Origin of the sequence: Pseudoalteromonas carrageenovora IAM 12662, from assembly GCF_900239935.1 — a bacterium.
Lineage (GTDB): Bacteria > Pseudomonadota > Gammaproteobacteria > Enterobacterales > Alteromonadaceae > Pseudoalteromonas > Pseudoalteromonas carrageenovora.
Genome location: NZ_LT965928.1, coordinates 382,180 through 398,303, shown reverse-complemented (window position 1 = coordinate 398,303; position 16,124 = coordinate 382,180). Strand labels below are relative to the sequence as shown.

General features: G+C 39.3%; 15 protein-coding genes. 5 read left to right on the top strand and 10 right to left on the bottom strand.

Annotated features, from left to right (window positions below):
• Positions 1-96 precede the first annotated feature (96 nt).
• Together ssb and ALFOR1_RS01885 are read right to left on the bottom strand one after the other, a co-directional pair.
• A complete protein-coding gene (ssb, locus tag ALFOR1_RS01890; RefSeq protein WP_058547595.1) occupies positions 97-801 on the bottom strand; it encodes a single-stranded DNA-binding protein in 705 nt (234 codons plus the stop codon).
• 20 nt (positions 802-821) lie between these two features.
• On the bottom strand, positions 822-2,189 hold the full coding sequence (locus ALFOR1_RS01885) for an MFS transporter (RefSeq protein WP_058547596.1): 1,368 nt from the start codon (positions 2,187-2,189) through the stop codon (positions 822-824).
• Positions 2,190-2,352: 163 nt separating this feature from the next.
• On the opposite strand from ALFOR1_RS01885, the gene uvrA reads away from it, so the two are divergent.
• Positions 2,353-5,172 (top strand): excinuclease ABC subunit UvrA, encoded by a 2,820-nt coding sequence (uvrA, locus tag ALFOR1_RS01880; RefSeq protein ID WP_104641873.1) that lies wholly within the window; start codon positions 2,353-2,355, stop codon positions 5,170-5,172.
• A gap of 76 nt (positions 5,173-5,248) precedes the next feature.
• On the opposite strand, the gene ALFOR1_RS01875 is transcribed toward uvrA, so the two are convergent.
• Positions 5,249-7,393 carry a winged helix-turn-helix domain-containing protein gene (locus ALFOR1_RS01875; protein WP_104641872.1) on the bottom strand — a complete coding sequence of 715 codons (2,145 nt, stop codon included), beginning with the start codon at positions 7,391-7,393 and terminating at the stop codon, positions 5,249-5,251.
• Positions 7,394-7,673: 280 nt separating this feature from the next.
• On the opposite strand from ALFOR1_RS01875, the gene ALFOR1_RS01870 reads away from it, so the two are divergent.
• Both ALFOR1_RS01870 and ALFOR1_RS01865 read left to right on the top strand, forming a co-directional pair.
• On the top strand, positions 7,674-8,039 hold the full coding sequence (locus ALFOR1_RS01870; protein ID WP_104641871.1) for a hypothetical protein: 366 nt from the start codon (positions 7,674-7,676) through the stop codon (positions 8,037-8,039).
• Positions 8,040-8,075: 36 nt separating this feature from the next.
• Positions 8,076-8,996 (top strand): TraB/GumN family protein, encoded by a 921-nt coding sequence (locus ALFOR1_RS01865; RefSeq protein ID WP_104641870.1) that lies wholly within the window; start codon positions 8,076-8,078, stop codon positions 8,994-8,996.
• Between the two features lie 122 nt (positions 8,997-9,118).
• Here the strand turns inward: ALFOR1_RS01865 and trpS are convergent, their stop codons facing one another.
• From trpS to rpe, 3 genes are read right to left on the bottom strand one after another with little or no spacing between them, the layout of a single operon-like run.
• Positions 9,119-10,123, bottom strand: coding sequence for a tryptophan--tRNA ligase (gene trpS / locus ALFOR1_RS01860; protein WP_104641869.1), 1,005 nt, complete (start codon positions 10,121-10,123; stop codon positions 9,119-9,121).
• A 33-nt stretch (positions 10,124-10,156) separates the two neighbouring features.
• Positions 10,157-10,822, bottom strand: a complete 666-nt coding sequence (locus ALFOR1_RS01855) for a phosphoglycolate phosphatase (protein ID WP_104641868.1) — start codon at positions 10,820-10,822, stop codon at positions 10,157-10,159.
• Positions 10,822-11,505 carry a ribulose-phosphate 3-epimerase gene (gene rpe / locus ALFOR1_RS01850; RefSeq protein ID WP_104641867.1) on the bottom strand — a complete coding sequence of 228 codons (684 nt, stop codon included), beginning with the start codon at positions 11,503-11,505 and terminating at the stop codon, positions 10,822-10,824. Before rpe ends, ALFOR1_RS01855 begins: the two co-directional genes overlap by 1 nt.
• Positions 11,506-11,718: 213 nt before the next feature.
• On the opposite strand from rpe, the gene ALFOR1_RS01845 reads away from it, so the two are divergent.
• Positions 11,719-12,015: a hypothetical protein gene (locus ALFOR1_RS01845; protein ID WP_058547604.1), complete on the top strand. Its 297-nt coding sequence runs from the start codon at positions 11,719-11,721 to the stop codon at positions 12,013-12,015.
• 3 nt (positions 12,016-12,018) lie between these two features.
• Positions 12,019-12,204 (top strand): DUF2970 domain-containing protein, encoded by a 186-nt coding sequence (locus ALFOR1_RS01840; RefSeq protein WP_104641866.1) that lies wholly within the window; start codon positions 12,019-12,021, stop codon positions 12,202-12,204.
• On the opposite strand, the gene ALFOR1_RS01835 is transcribed toward ALFOR1_RS01840, so the two are convergent.
• Genes ALFOR1_RS01835 through aroK form a run of 4 tightly spaced genes read right to left on the bottom strand, consistent with a single transcriptional unit; the run spans position 12,161 to position 16,020 of the window.
• Positions 12,161-13,018 carry a Dam family site-specific DNA-(adenine-N6)-methyltransferase gene (locus ALFOR1_RS01835; protein ID WP_104641865.1) on the bottom strand — a complete coding sequence of 286 codons (858 nt, stop codon included), beginning with the start codon at positions 13,016-13,018 and terminating at the stop codon, positions 12,161-12,163. The genes ALFOR1_RS01840 and ALFOR1_RS01835 overlap by 44 nt on opposite strands.
• A gap of 53 nt (positions 13,019-13,071) precedes the next feature.
• Positions 13,072-14,403, bottom strand: a complete 1,332-nt coding sequence (locus tag ALFOR1_RS01830; protein ID WP_104641864.1) for an AAA family ATPase — start codon at positions 14,401-14,403, stop codon at positions 13,072-13,074.
• A complete protein-coding gene (aroB, locus tag ALFOR1_RS01825; RefSeq protein WP_104641863.1) occupies positions 14,403-15,473 on the bottom strand; it encodes a 3-dehydroquinate synthase in 1,071 nt (356 codons plus the stop codon). The genes ALFOR1_RS01830 and aroB overlap by 1 nt, the downstream gene beginning before the upstream one ends.
• Positions 15,474-15,501: 28 nt before the next feature.
• Positions 15,502-16,020, bottom strand: coding sequence for a shikimate kinase AroK (aroK, locus tag ALFOR1_RS01820; RefSeq protein ID WP_004589350.1), 519 nt, complete (start codon positions 16,018-16,020; stop codon positions 15,502-15,504).
• Positions 16,021-16,124: the final 104 nt, after the last annotated feature.

The following is a 16,124-nucleotide window of genomic DNA, read 5'->3' as shown; positions in this document are numbered from 1 at the left end:
AAACCCAGCACAGATGCTGGGTTTTATTTAAATCAACTGAAATGATTTTCGATCTAGTTTTCAAGTGTATTTTTACACTTCTTCCACTCACGAAAACTAAAATGGAATATCGTCATCAAAATCTATAGTTGGTTCCATTGGGTTTGATGCGCCGCCTTGTGGGGCATTTTGCGGCTTAGGTGCAAAACCACCTTGCTGCTGTGGTGCGCTATTTTGCCCAGGAGCAAAACCGCTATTTGGCTGCTGATATTGGTTATTTTGCTGTGGTGCAGGCGCTGCTGCAGCTGGACGCTGTGCTGGCGCAGCTTGTTGCTGTGGTGCGTATCCACCTTGCTGGCTGTTTTGACCTTGGTTGTTTTGACCATAGCCACCGCCTTGCTGATTATTTTGGTAACCGCCACCTTGTTGGCCGCCTTGATTACCTTGATAGCCACCACCTTGCTGATCGCCACCGCGAGCGCCTAGCATTTGCATTTGACCTGTAAAGCCATCAACAACAATTTCAGTTGTGTATTTTTCTTGGCCTTGCTGATCAGTCCATTTACGTGTTTGAAGTTTACCTTCTACGTAAATTTGTGAACCTTTACGGCAGTATTCACCAACAATTTCAGCTAGTTTGCCAAAAAATACTACACGGTGCCATTCAGTTTTATCAACCATTTGGCCAGTGTTTTTATCTTTATAGCTGTCTGACGTTGCTAAGGTAATATTTGCTACACCATTGCCATTAGGCATGTAACGAACTTCAGGATCTTGTCCTAAATTACCAACCAAAATTACTTTGTTCACACCGCGTGCCATGGAACCATCTCCTATAAACGTTAGATTAAACCAGCTACTTTACGTGCTTGGTCTAGGTCAAATTCTTTATCATTAATCTTTAAATAGCTGCGGCTTTCGTCGCGTACTACTGTTGCTTCTATTACGCCAGGTAAAGCAACTAGCTGAGAAGCAAGTGCTTGGGCTTGCTCTTCAGAACTTAAATTGGTCATTAAACTAATAACTTTACTTTTCGGTGGGACTTGCATTTTCCACGCAATAATAAGCCATATTAACCCAACAAGTGCCGCTGCCGCAAACACAGCTTGCGTACTTGTTGTTTGTGCTACGTAGCCACCTAAAATACCACCTAAAAAAGCCCCTAAAAACTGGCTAGACGAATACCCGCCCATCGCCGAACCTTTTTGGCTAGCTGGGGCAATTCGCGATACAAGCGCAGGCATAGTGGCTTCTAAAAAATTAAAAGCTACAAAATAAAGCAACATACAAATGGCAATACCGACCACACTATTTACCCAAATAGACATAGCAAGCATACTAATAGAAAGCAGGGCTACTGAGCCAATAAACGCTTGTTTTTCTTTTTCTTTTTTAATGGCAACAATCATAATTGGGACCATTAAAATAAACGCTAATAGCAGTACCGGAATATATAAATACCAGTGGTGATTTGCCACTAAGCCATCTTTTATTAGCTGACTCGGCAGTACCACAAAAATAGTAGTTAGCGTTAAATGTAGCAGCAACACACCTGCATTTAAACGCGATAACTGTGGATGCTTAATAAGTTTTTTAATGTCGCTAAAGCTTGCCAAAGTATCACCTTTGGGGGCTTTATTTACGGCATTGGGCACTAAAAATAAAATAATACCAATACCAAACACAGCGAGTATTGCTGTTAACCAGAATACGCCTGCCACACCCCACGACGCTGCAACAATTGGGCCTAATAACATCGCAAAGGCAAAGCTCATGCCTATGCTCATACCAATCACAGCCATTACTTTAGGGCGTTGTTCGTCGCGGCTTAAGTCGCTGGCAAAAGCAAGTAATGCACTGGCTATTGCTCCCATACCTTGCAGCGCTCGGCCAACAGTAACCATTTGAATAGATTCGGCAAGTGCAGCAATAACAGAACCCAGCGCAAACACAACTAAGCCACCAACAATTACTTTTTTACGGCCAATTTTATCAGACAAACGCCCCATAGGTATTTGCAGTACTGCTTGGGTTAAACCATAAGCGCCAATTGCAAAACCTATCCACATAGGCGAAAAACCATCAAGCGATTGGCCATAAATAGCCAATACAGGCATCAGCATAAACAAGCCGAGCATTCTAAATGCAAACACACTCGCCAGCGATACAGCGGCGCGTTTTTCTCGTGAATTAAGTGAAGATGCGGTCATTATCTGCGTAATCTTACGATATGAAAAATTTAGGGTGGGATTCTACCACAAGCTTAGCAATAATTAATCGCCTATAAGTAAGGATTTTTTCGTTGATCATTGATTAATAATGTTTCGTATTATGCGATACTGAGCAAATAATTTTGGTAATAAACGAGATAGCATGGAAAACATTGAAGTCCGAGGCGCCCGTACGCACAATTTAAAAGACATCAGCCTAACCATCCCACGTGATAAATTAATTGTTATCACTGGCCTATCTGGTTCGGGAAAGTCATCACTGGCATTTGATACTTTGTATGCAGAGGGACAGCGTCGTTATGTTGAGTCACTTTCTGCCTACGCAAGGCAATTTTTATCGTTAATGGAAAAGCCTGACGTTGATCATATTGAAGGCCTCTCTCCCGCCATTTCTATTGAGCAAAAATCAACATCGCACAATCCTCGCTCAACAGTAGGTACCATTACCGAAATATACGATTACTTGCGTTTAATGTTTGCCCGCGTGGGCGAGCCACGATGCCCAACCCACGACTTACCACTTGCAGCACAAACAATTAGCCAAATGGTAGATACCGTTTTGGCACTGCCAGAGGGCACTAAGCTGATGCTTTTAGCCCCTGTGGTTAAAGAGCGTAAAGGTGAGCACGTTAAACTGCTTGAGCAGCTTGCAAGCCAAGGCTATATTCGCGCCCGTATAGATGGTGAAGTATGCGACTTATCCGATCCGCCAACGCTTGAGCTTCACAAAAAGCATACTATTGAAGTGGTTGTTGACCGCTTTAAAGTAAAAGACGGCCAGCAGCAGCGTTTAGCAGAGTCATTTGAAACCGCACTTGAGATGTCTGGCGGTGTGGCAAATGTAGCCTACATGGACGACAGCAGCATTGAAGAAATGCTGTTTTCAGCCAACTTTGCCTGCCCTACCTGTGGCTATGCAATGACTGAATTAGAGCCGCGCTTATTTTCGTTTAATAACCCTGCCGGCGCGTGTCAAAGCTGTGACGGTTTAGGTGTTCGCCAATATTTTGATCCTAACCGCGTAGTACATAACCCTGAGCTAAGCTTGGCCGGTGGTGCAATAAAAGGGTGGGATAAACGCAGCTTTTATTACTTTCAAATGCTTCAAGCGGTAGCCGAGCATTATAAATTTGATTTAGATGTACCATTTGAAAAGCTGGCTAAAGAATCTCAAAAAATTATTTTAGAGGGCTCAGGGCAAACTAAAATTGCTTTTAATTACCGTAATGACAGAGGCGATTTAATAACACGCAACCACGAGTTTGAAGGCGTGTTAAACAACATGAACCGTCGCTATCGCGAAACTGAGTCGAATTCGGTGCGTGAAGAGCTCGCTAAATATCAAACTAGCCAAGCGTGCCCTAGTTGTCATGGCTCACGTTTACGCCAAGAAGCACGTCACGTATTTATAGGTCAAACAAACCTGCCTGCTATTACTACCATGAGCATTGGTGAAGCGATGGACTTTTTTGAAGGCTTATCACTTACGGGTCAAAAAGCCCAAATAGCTGAAAAAATCCTAAAAGAAATTCGCGACCGTTTATCGTTTTTAATTAATGTTGGCCTTAATTACTTATCACTTGAGCGCAGTGCCGATACCCTCTCTGGTGGTGAAGCACAGCGTATTCGTTTAGCCAGCCAGATTGGTGCGGGCCTTGTAGGTGTAATGTACGTATTGGATGAGCCATCAATTGGTTTACACCAGCGCGATAACGACCGTTTATTACAAACATTGGTGCATTTACGCGACTTAGGTAACACAGTTATTGTTGTTGAGCACGATGAAGACGCGATCCGCGCAGCCGATCATATTATTGATATTGGCCCAGGTGCGGGTGTGCACGGCGGCCATATTATTGCACAAGGTACACGTGACGATATTTTAGCCACTAAAGACTCTGTAACTGGCCAGTTTTTATCAGGCGTGCGCAAAATAGAAGTGCCAAAAGAGCGTAACCCAACCGGCGATAAATGGCTTGAGCTATTTGGCGCAACAGGGAACAACCTTAAAAATGTGGATTTAAAAATTCCGTTTGGTTTAATGACGTGTATTACCGGTGTATCTGGCTCTGGTAAATCAACACTCATTAACGATACATTATTTAAACTTGCGCATACTGAATTAAACGGCGCAACCACTGCAGAAGCTGCGCCGTATAAATCAATTAGTGGCCTTGATCATTTTGATAAAGTAATTGATATTGACCAAAGCCCAATTGGTCGCACACCGCGTTCAAACCCTGCGACGTATACCGGTATTTTTACGGGCATTCGTGAGTTATTTGCCGGAACACAAGAATCACGTTCTCGCGGGTACAAAGTAGGTCGCTTTAGCTTTAACGTTAAAGGTGGACGCTGTGAAGCCTGCCAAGGTGATGGCGTAATTAAGGTAGAAATGCACTTTTTACCTGATGTATATGTACCGTGTGATGTATGTAAAGGGCAGCGCTATAACCGTGAAACCCTAGAAGTACAATACAAAGGTAAAAATATTCATCAAGTACTCGAAATGACCGTTGAAGACGCGCACGACTACTTTGATAAAATACCTGCAATAGCGCGTAAACTTAAAACGCTCATGGACGTTGGTTTATCGTATGTGCGTTTAGGACAAGCCGCTACTACGCTCTCTGGTGGTGAAGCTCAGCGTGTAAAACTTGCCCGTGAGCTTTCTAAACGCGATACAGGTAAAACACTGTACATACTTGATGAGCCCACAACCGGCCTTCACTTTGCCGATATTGAACAGCTGCTTGTTGTATTACATCGCCTGCGCGATCATGGTAATACCATCGTAGTTATTGAGCATAACTTAGATGTGGTTAAAACCGCAGACTGGGTGGTTGATTTAGGCCCTGAAGGGGGCGCTGGAGGCGGTGAAATACTCATTGCAGGCACGCCTGAAGAAGTAGCCGAATGTGAGCGCTCGCACACTGGGCATTACCTAAAGCCATTGCTTTAATATAAATTATAAAAAGCACCAAGCAGTTTAACTGTTTGGTGCTTTTTTATGCATACTGCTTTGCCTTATTACCTCGCTATTCATCCCAACTCATTTGTACTATTTGCATGTCTTTATACTTAGACCCTGTAAACAATATTTCATTGTTTTCGCTCACCATAAAACCAATAGGTCGAAAGTCCACGTGTATATCTTGTATAGTTTGATCGTGTAAATTTAGTCTAGCGACTCTAGAAATAGAATCTGAATAATAGAAATAGTCTTTGCTAACTCCATACGCAACTGACTTTTTGGCGTTTTTAGGTAATTCCCAGCTTTGCCTATCTGAAAGGCGAATTAACTGATTATCATTGGTTACGTACCCGTTACCCTTACTATCTGAAATGAGTTTATTAGCTTTTATACCTTCTATCACACGTGTATCGCGCGTTACTAAATTAAATTCTGCCAATATATTTTTTGAACCAAGTCGCTTAACATAAATAATGCTGTCGTTATTTTTTGACCAAATATAGCTTACTATTTTATGCTTATTAAATTCTTCAAATGGATAAAATTTTTGAGCGTTTACGTCATAAAGTGAAAAACCTTTGTTTTTCATGAATATCATGCGTTGCTTATTAGGAGAAGCTCTTAGTCCTCCTAAAACAAAAGCAGATGAACCATCATCGTAATTAAAAAAGCTAAGCTGTTTTGTAAGACCATTTTGAGAGAGCCACAATTGACTGCTGCCAGAGCGCTCTGATACAAAAACATGGGCTGTCCCTTCCTTATTAATTATTTCAGCAATGTTGTATTCGTCTTTATCACTTTTATAGAGTGCTTCATACTCAGGGTTATCACCAAAAGGGTCTGTAGCTTTAATAAGCGAGTATGCTTGTGTCATTTTTTCCGAGTAAAATAGGCTGTTATCAGAGTGAACCGTTATATAATAAGGGGTTATTTTTGGGGTTACTGTTAGCGTGTGTTTAACAATGTTTTTTTCATCAAACATAATGGTAGAAAGCTCAGAGCCTTCAAATACTATTATGCCTTTACCGTTAGGAAGCCAGTCAAACGCAAAGCTAATTACGCTTTTCTTTGCTTTAAATAATCGCTTAGTTTCATGGGTCTCAAAGTTGTAGCTAAATACAGAAAAAGGCTTACCTTTTTGACTAAGTATATACGCTATTTTATCACCAGATTGGGATAAACGCGGCATGATTACGCCATACATTACCCCTGGTGGTGGGATCACTATGAATTCTTTTTTAAGTTCTAAATCGAATTTATATAAACCTGAACCCTCATGCTCATTTTTATACTCGGTGTAATAAATATGCTCACCACTTTCGTCTACTTGCGCATAACCTGTGTATCTAAGGTCACACTCTTTAATTGAGGTGGCCTCTCCTATAACAGGAAACTGGCTTAAATCAACGAGTACCATTTCGCACTTTTGCAGCTTTAAATTGGTAGCTTGTAATAATACCGAGTGCTGATTTAACTGCCACGATAAAATGGATACCTGAAAGCCAGGATAAGTAATTTCAACTTCCCTTTGATCAGATAGTCGTTTTACAAATGCATGCATTACGTCATTTTCTGGCTCTACATTCGTGTAAGCTAAAAACTGTTTATCGGAGGATAATTCAGGGTGAACCTCACTGCCTATATTCCATGTACTTGCCACCTTATTTGCCGTTATCTGTTTAACCTTATCTTTAGAAGGAGCGCTAACAGACAGCCATATTAGCCATGCAAAAAAACATAAACATACAACGGCTAATAAAGAATAAAAGATGGGCTTTTTTAAACTGCTTTTTTTAAAAGATTGAGTGGAAGTTGCTTCTACAGCACCCTCATTTTTTGAACTTAAAACAGGTGGCTCATTCAATACTTGTGAGGAGGTATCAGCATCGTTAACTTGCGATATACGCTCTGGAATAACCGTTAGGCTATAACCCTTTCGGTAATGCGTTTTTAAAAGTGGTGCTTTTTGGATTGGATGAGCAAGCTGCTTTCTTAGCTCTGAAATTGCACGGTTAATCGCGTTATCGTCAACAAAGCTTTGCTGCCACACACATTCTATGAGCGTTTGGCGAGAAACTATTTGTTGTGGGTTACTTATAAAATGCAGTAAGAGCTTAACTAGGAGTGGATCTAATTCCCTTTCTAAGTTGTTTGAAGTAATCACACATCGATTACTAATAAATTGCCAAGGTCCGATTTGATAATTCATAGTCTTTAGATATTTTTATTTTTTAAAACACTACCACATGCACCTTATATTTTATAGTACCTATATTGAAACATTATAATGCCAATATAAGGTTTAAGGTTAACTCTTTAATTTAAAATGATTTTATTACAATAAAACCTTACTAATTAATTGCTCACAACTAGATAAGCGACTCTTAACAAATTCAGTAATATTATTTAAACCGTCATCAACAAGCAGCTTCTAAAAATCATTTTTAATATTGGATTAGCTGCATTTTAAAATATAAAAAGGTTTAATTATGAATAATAAAATTAAAAAAGCTCTACCGACTCTACTATTAGTAACTACCTTTGGTGCAACTTCTGTAATTGCAGCTGAAAGTAATCAACACACAATTCAATTAAATACACAGCAGTGCATGATTGGCGAAATTACAATATCATCTCAGTCTATTAACAATAAAGAGCAAAGTACAAACACAGTAGGTACCAGCAACTCTTTAAAAAGTAATATAGATACCCAAACCTTATTTTCTAAAATAGATGAAAGAATATCAGCTGATATCGACTCATCTATGAGCAAAATCAATTCGCAGATTGATAAAAGTCTGTCACAAGTAACGTCATCAATTACAGCCTATGTAAGTACCCTATTATCTAACTAAAAATAATGACTTAACCAATTACACTAAGGAATTGATATGAAAAGCTTCACAAAAAAAATAGTTTCAGCCAGTGTTTTACTTAGCTGCAGCCTTCTAGCTTCTGCGGCGCACGCTCAAAGCTCTGTATGGCAAGTAAGTAAAGGGAATGACTCATTATTTATTGGCGGTACTGTACACATTTTACCAAAGTCAGAAATGCCCCTACCTACAGAGTTTGGCCATGCCTATGCACAAGCAGATACTATTTTTTTAGAAGCACCAGCCCCTGATCCATCAGATGCAACGGCTCAAATGCAAATGCTAAAGGCGCTATCATATTCAAATAACGAAAAATTGAGCCAAAAATTAGACCCCCAAGTTAAAGCTTCACTTGAGAATAAACTTAACGAATTTGGGGCTAACCTTACAAAATTAGATAGTTTTCGCCCTGCAATGGTTAGCATTGTTTTAATGTCGATGGAGCTACAAAAACAAAACTTATTAGGTGAAGGTGTTGATGCATACTTTGCTAAAAAAGCGACTAAAGATAATAAAACAAAAAGCTACTTAGAAACAATGGAGTTTCAACTAGAACTTTTCAAAGCCATGGGGCAAAACAACGAAAGTAATTTTATTAAATATAATTTAGCTCAACTCAATAACTACGGTGGTATATTTAAAAAACTTGTATCTGCATGGCGTGAAGGTGATACCAACACACTAAATCAAGTAGCCATAAAAGAAATGCAGAAAACCGATCCTAACTCCTATAAGCTACTGATCAGCGATAGAAATAATAACTGGCTACCAAAAGTAGAAGCGATGTTTGGCAACGATAAAAGCGAATTTATACTTGTCGGCGTGGCCCACCTGGCAGGCCAAGATAGTTTACTTACATTGCTTGAAAACCGAGGTTATACGGTTTCCTTATTAGAAGTTGATAACGTAGTAGCTGCAACTACGAGAGAGGCTGAATAATGGATAAAACAGATAAGTTAGCCATGTCACTGCTACTTTTCTTTGCATCTTTAATGCTGATAAGTGTTGTATAAAAAAATGCCGCTAAATATAGCGGCATTTTTACTTTAAACTAAATCAAATTATGTACGAGGAATAAACCCTAGCGCATCGTAAACTGATTTAAGGGTTTTTTCTGCACGTACACTGGCCTTTTCAGCACCTGATTTCATGATGCTATCAAGTAGATTTTGATCTTCTCTGATCTCTTTAAAACGTGCTTGGATTGGCTCAATCATATTTACTACCGCATCGGCAGTATCTTTTTTCAGGTGGCCGTACATTTTACCTTCAAACTCTGGCACTAAATCTTCAATTGAGCGCTTAGTGGCTACGCTTAATAAAGTAAGTAAGTTAGAAACACCTGGCTTTTCTGTACGATCGAAGTAAATACGTGCTTGCTCGTCTGAATCGGTTACTGCTTTTTTAAGCTTTTTCTCAATCTTTTTAGGTTCATCTAATAACATGATGTAACTATTTGGGTTTTCATCAGACTTAGACATCTTTTTAAGCGGATCTTGAAGGCTCATTACGCGTGCGCCAAATTCTGGAATATATGGCTCAGGTAATTTAAATACATCGCCGTACAAGTTATTAAAGCGAGTAGCTATATCTCGAGTTAACTCTAAGTGCTGCTTTTGATCGTCCCCTACTGGCACTTGATCAGCTTGATACAATAAAATATCGGCTGCTTGCAATACTGGGTACGAAAATAAACCTACGTTTACATTGTTAGCATGCTTAGATGATTTATCTTTAAACTGGGTCATGCGGTTAAGCTCGCCCATTTGTGCGTAACAGTTTAACACCCATGCTAGCTGTGCATGCTCTGGCACTTGTGATTGCACAAAAAGCGCAGACTTTTCAGGGTCAATACCGCATGCCGCATATAAAGCTATACCGTCTAGCACACGAGAGCGAAGCAACTCTGGCTCTTGGCGCACCGTAATAGCGTGTAAATCAACAAGCATAAAGAAACTTTCGTGGTCTTCCTGTAGCTTTAGCCACTGGTTAATAGCGCCAACATAGTTGCCTATTGTCATACCACCGGTTGGCTGAATGCCGCTTAAAACTACTGGTTTACTCATGATTTTCCTTTAGTGTTTAGTTAATTAAAAATTTTAATGCTGTGTAAGTGTTGGTATTATATCTAAGAAGTTATCGCATAGGTACTGTGGATTAAAATCGCTTAGCTTTTCGCCTTGGTTGTAGCCATAATTTAAAGCAATAACATCAATTTTAGCGGCATGTGCGGCGAGTATATCGCTTTTAGAGTCGCCAATCATAATAGCTTTGCTGGGTTCAACATTTAACTTATTACATGCAAATAACAGAGGCTCTGGTGATGGTTTTTTTGCCATATCGTCACCACATACAATTACTTCGAAATGGCTAGTAAGAGAAAGCTTATCCAGTAGTTTTTCGGTAAATATACGCGCTTTATTAGTGATCAATGCTTTTGGCATGCCGCGTAATGCACTAAGACCCGTTTCTACATGCTGGTACAGTACACTGTACTCGCCAACCTGTTGTTCATAATGTTGATAAAATAAAGTAATGGCTTTATTACTAAGTGCTTCATCAAGATGAACACTTATTTGCATATCACCACTAAGTGCACGCATTACTAATGTTTCAACGCCATTTCCTACCCAGCTCTCTACAAGGCTTTGGCTAACAATAGGAAAAGCTAAATCGCTAAGCGTTAAATTTATAGCTATGTATAAATCGTAAACGCTATCAACTAAGGTGCCATCAAGATCGAACAAAGCTACATCATACTTCATTACTTTACACTTCCTAGCTGCTCACGCATTTGATCGATCACTACTTTGTAATCAGGCTGATTAAAGATTGCAGAGCCAGCTACAAACATATCGGCTCCTGCCTCTGCCGCTGCTGCTATGTTATCAACCTTAATACCGCCATCTACTTCTAAACGAATATCACGGCCTGATTCACTAATACGCTGCTTAGCTTGTGCTAACTTTTCAAGCGTGTGAGGTATAAAGCTTTGCCCGCCAAAACCTGGATTAACCGACATAAGCAATATTGTATCTAGTTTATCGATAACATGGTCGAGGTAACTTAAGCTAGTTGCAGGGTTAAATACTAAACCCGCTTTGCAGCCATGATCTTTTATTAACTGAATTGTGCGGTCAATATGCTCGCTAGCCTCTGGATGAAAAGTAATAATAGAGGCACCTGCCTCAGCAAATAAAGGGATTATGCTATCTACAGGCTTCACCATTAAATGCACATCAATTGGTGCGGTTACTCCGTAATCTCTGAGTGCTTTACATACCATAGGACCAATAGTGAGGTTAGGCACATAATGATTGTCCATTACATCAAAATGCACTAGATCAGCACCTGCAGCGAGAACTTTATCTACATCCTCACCCAGTTTTGCAAAGTCAGCTGATAAAATTGAAGGCGCTATTAAGTATTTTTGTTCAGGGTTTAACATAGTAATCCGTCAATCAGTTAAGTATGGCCTTAATGTAACGTAATTGCTGACGTTTCCCAAGTAATACAAAGTAAATGACAAATCATTTTTAAGCTTTGTCGATAATATAAGTATTTATTAATAAAGGGTTTTAGCTATTATAGGTAAATATTAGTTTGTTATTTATACAGCTTTTGTTATTATTAAAGGAGTAACTAATTTTAGGCTAATATTATGCGTGCATTTAAAACAGGGATCTTAATTGCGTCGGCGTTATTATTTATTGGGGCATTTAGTTTTGCACCAAGCTCTGAGCAAGATTTAAGCTTAGTTAATAATTGCCAGCATCAAACCGTAAGCACTAATACACAAAATGCTATAGCGTGTGTAAAAGTAGAAGAAGACTCGTCATGGTTTTCATGGCTAACGGGCGATAGCCGCAGCGCTCAGTTTCATTATTTAGATTTACTAGAGTTGCTAACTAGCTCTGAAGATTCTAAAAACTCCCCTTCGCTAAAACCTCTATTTTAAATAATGTTGCAGCTTATTAGCGCGTTTCAAAGTGTGCTAGCTGCATTTTTTGGTGTTCAATCAGAACACAAACGCGAAGCTGACTTTAAACAACACTCCCCTATTTCTATTATTATAATCGCGATTTTGCTTTTTATAGTTTTTGTTATCGCAATTTACGCGGTGGTTGCTTGGGTGCTAAATACATAGCCATCAGCTCGTCAACTTTATTTCGTGATCCGCCTTTAGGGCTAATAGTCCGCTTTACTTGAATTTGATCAAGCGATGCTTGGCTATAAATTTTCCGCGTCCATACCGTATCGTGGTTAGAAATAAGAACCGGTGTATTATTTTCAAATGCGGCCTGTTCTGCCAAATTAGCTAGGTTAGCCTGATCATCTAAATTGAACCCTCCTTTAGCGTACGACGTAAAAGAAGCCGTTTTACTTAATGGCACATAAGGTGGATCGCAATAAATAACAGAGTTACTGGGTACTAGCTTAAAAACGTCGTCGTAACCTAAGCAGGTAAAAGTAGCTTTTTGTGCTTTTTCTGCAAAAAAGTACATTTCTTTTTCAGGAAAGTAAGGCTTTTTATATTTACCAAACGGTACATTAAAAATACCTTTTAAGTTATACCTACAAAGCCCATTGTAACCATGGCGATTCATATATAAAAAAAGCATGGCTCTTTCATATACATCGCTACTTTGATTAAACTGTACTCGGTATTCGTAATAAGCATCAGCATGGTTATTCAAATCAACAAATAGCTTTTTTGCATCACTAATAAACTCATCTGGTGAATTTTTTAGTTCTTTGTATAAGTTAATTAAGTCAGCATTTATGTCGTTGAGAATGTAATGTTTAAAATTACTATTTAAAAACACCGAGCCAGCACCAACGAAAGGTTCAACCAGCGTATCAGCATGCTTGCTAGCTTTATTTAATCGCGCATTAATATCTTCAACTAGGCTGTACTTTCCGCCAGCCCACTTAAGGAAGGCTCTACTCTTTTGTTGCATTGGCTCTTTACTTCAATCTGCTGTTGCGCGATTTTACACTAAAGTAGTGTATTTTACTGATCAACAAGTGCAATTTCTTGTTTTATTTTACTAATTTTTTTATAGAAAGGTTTATTTTTTCTAACCTCAGCAGGCAAACTGACCATCGCCGACTTTGCTTCGTTTAAACTGGTAAAGTTACCAAAAGTAACCACCCACCACATTTTATTATTACGTATTGTTTGATAAGTATGGGTTTGCTCTTGCAGATTATGTTGAGCAATAAATTCATCACTTACTTTTTGCTGAGTTACTGCAAGTAGTTGTATAACCAAACTTGTATCTGCTTGCTTTGAGTACCAACTACTATTTAGATCAACCTTAGGCTGCTCTTTTGCATTTACTTTTTCATCTATTGGCGTTTTAGACTCACTAATATTTAAGTTACTCGCCTCATTGCTCTGTGTGTCATTTAAAAGGCTTTTATTTGCAGTAGTAAGGCTTTGCATAATAGCGGGGACATCATTGATGTGCACTTCAGCAGACACTGATTGCTCAGGTACTATTTGATCTGGTGCAGGGCTACTTATTACTTGTTCGTTTTTGACACTTGCTTTAACTTGCTCTACAGGTATTGCGGTGGTTAGCACTTGCGACTCTGCTTGCTGATAGTATTGCTGCCACCACTGCGTCATATCTGACTTATAAAGCAAGCCAATTATTAAAAGCATAATCAGTAACATTAAAATCAATAAATGCAAACGCCAAGACACTTTATCCTTAACAATTACCTCAGCAACATGCTCACTAGGTTGCCAAGCAAGTAGTAAGCTTGGATTACCATGAGCTTCAGCTAGAAACGTACTAAATACAGGGTCCTCATCATAAGGTAAATCAGTAAAGTACCACTGCATCAACATCTTACTTTCTCTAAGTGTTAATGCTTCTAGGTAAATCTCAACTGCGTTACTGATAGGTAGTTTAGATTGCGAAGCAATCATAATATACAGAGTATTAGGGCTGTTTTTTGAAAGTAGCTCAAGCTCAACTAACATTTCATCAGATAATTGCCTTCCACCATCAAGCACCCACAAACAAGGCCCACACGGTTGCTGTTGCAATAACTGATAATAATTTTCAGACAGACTCAAGGTATGATCGATTAGCGGGGAGTTAAAGCTTTGCTCTAATAAATCACTCATTAGCTGAGCGTCAGTTGTTTGAGCACTTATATGCACAAATGCTTTATTAAAGTCGTTATACTTATCGGTAATGAAGGTTTCAAGCATATAGCTTTTACCAAGCCCTGATGTGCCCAGTAAAACAATTAAATTTTGCCCGTACTCAAATTGCAGTGCGATCCTATCCACCAAAGCCGCACGGCTTGGTAAAATTTGCGCCTGCATTATTGTTCGATTAACGCTCTAACTTGGTCGTCAGACACATCATCTACAAGTGCACATTGGCCAAATTGAGTAGGTAAAATAAAGCGTATAGTGCCTTTTTTATTCTTTTTGTCTTTACGCATATGCGTTAAAAACTGCTCACTAGTCATTTCGTTTGGAGTTTCAGTAGGTAAGTCATAAAGTTTAAGTAACGTTACTACTCTGTTTACTTCACTTTGCGATAAGTCACCACGAGTATGTGCAAGTTTTGCAGCTAATACCATTCCTGTTGCTACGGCTTCTCCATGCAACCATATCCCATAACCCATTTGAGCCTCTATTGCATGAGCAAATGTGTGGCCTAAATTAAGTAGTGCGCGTAAACCATGTTCTTTTTCGTCTTGAGCAACTATAAGCGCTTTAATTTCACAGCATCTAAAAATAATATGCTGTAAACACTTTTCATCTAATTGCTTTAAATTAGCTGCATTTTGCTCAATATATGTAAATAGCTCGGTATCATAAATCAATCCATACTTAATAACTTCTGCCATGCCTGCGGCAAATTCTCGCATAGGTAAAGTGTGCAATGTATTAGTATCAATAAAAACAGCTTGTGGCTGATAAAAAGCCCCAATCATATTTTTACCTAATGGATGATTTACTGCTGTTTTTCCGCCTACTGATGAATCGACTTGCGATAATACAGTGGTTGGAATTTGTATAAATGGCACACCACGTTGATAACACGCAGCAACAAAGCCGGTTAAATCGCCAATAACGCCGCCACCTAATGCAATTAAGCAGGTGTCTCGACCGCAGTTATTTTGCAGTAAAAAAGCAGATATTTTTTCAAACCATTCTAACGACTTATATTGTTCACCGTCAGGAATGATAAAAGAAAGAGGGTTCAGTTCAGCTAACGAATCAAGCAAACCTTGTAAATATAAAGGCGCTACGGTGTCGTTAGTGATGATGATAGGCCGACAATCACCAATGTGGTGAACAAGGCGGCCATTATCTTGAAGTGCAGATTGACCAATAAAAATAGGATAACTTCGCTCGTCCAAATTAACAGTTAATTCAAGCATGCTTTGTTATTTCCTTTATTATTGGTTTTTAAAAATCTAATTTCTCGATGATTTGGTTAGCAACAACTTTAGCGCTTTGCTCATCGGTGCGTACAACAAAATCAGCAACTTCTTTGTATAGTGGCTCGCGTTCTTCTGCTAAGCGCTCTAGTACATTACGAGGTGCTTCTTCAGTTTGCAGTAATGGGCGACGCTTGTCGCGTTGCGTGCGTGCAACTTGCTTTTCTATAGGTGTCTCTAGGTATACAACGATACCGCGAGCCGAAAGCTTGTTTCGAACTTCTTTGCTCATTACTGAACCACCACCGGTAGCAAGTACAATACCTTGCATTTCGGTTAAATCGCCAATAACAGACTCTTCTCGAAGTCTAAAGCCTTCTTCACCTTCAAGATCGAATACCCATGCAATATCTGCACCTGTGCGGCGTTCGATTTCTTGATCAGAATCAACAAATTCAAGGTGTAATTGGTCAGCGATGTGACGACCAATCGTGCTTTTGCCAGCCCCCATGGGGCCAACTAGAAATATATTGCGTTTCTCAGCCATATCTTTTAGTACAAACGAACTCTAAAATTTGAAATAAAACCCCGCCTAACGACCTGGCCCCAAAATTAAGGAGGGGATTATCTCAGTAATTGCCGGGGTATTTC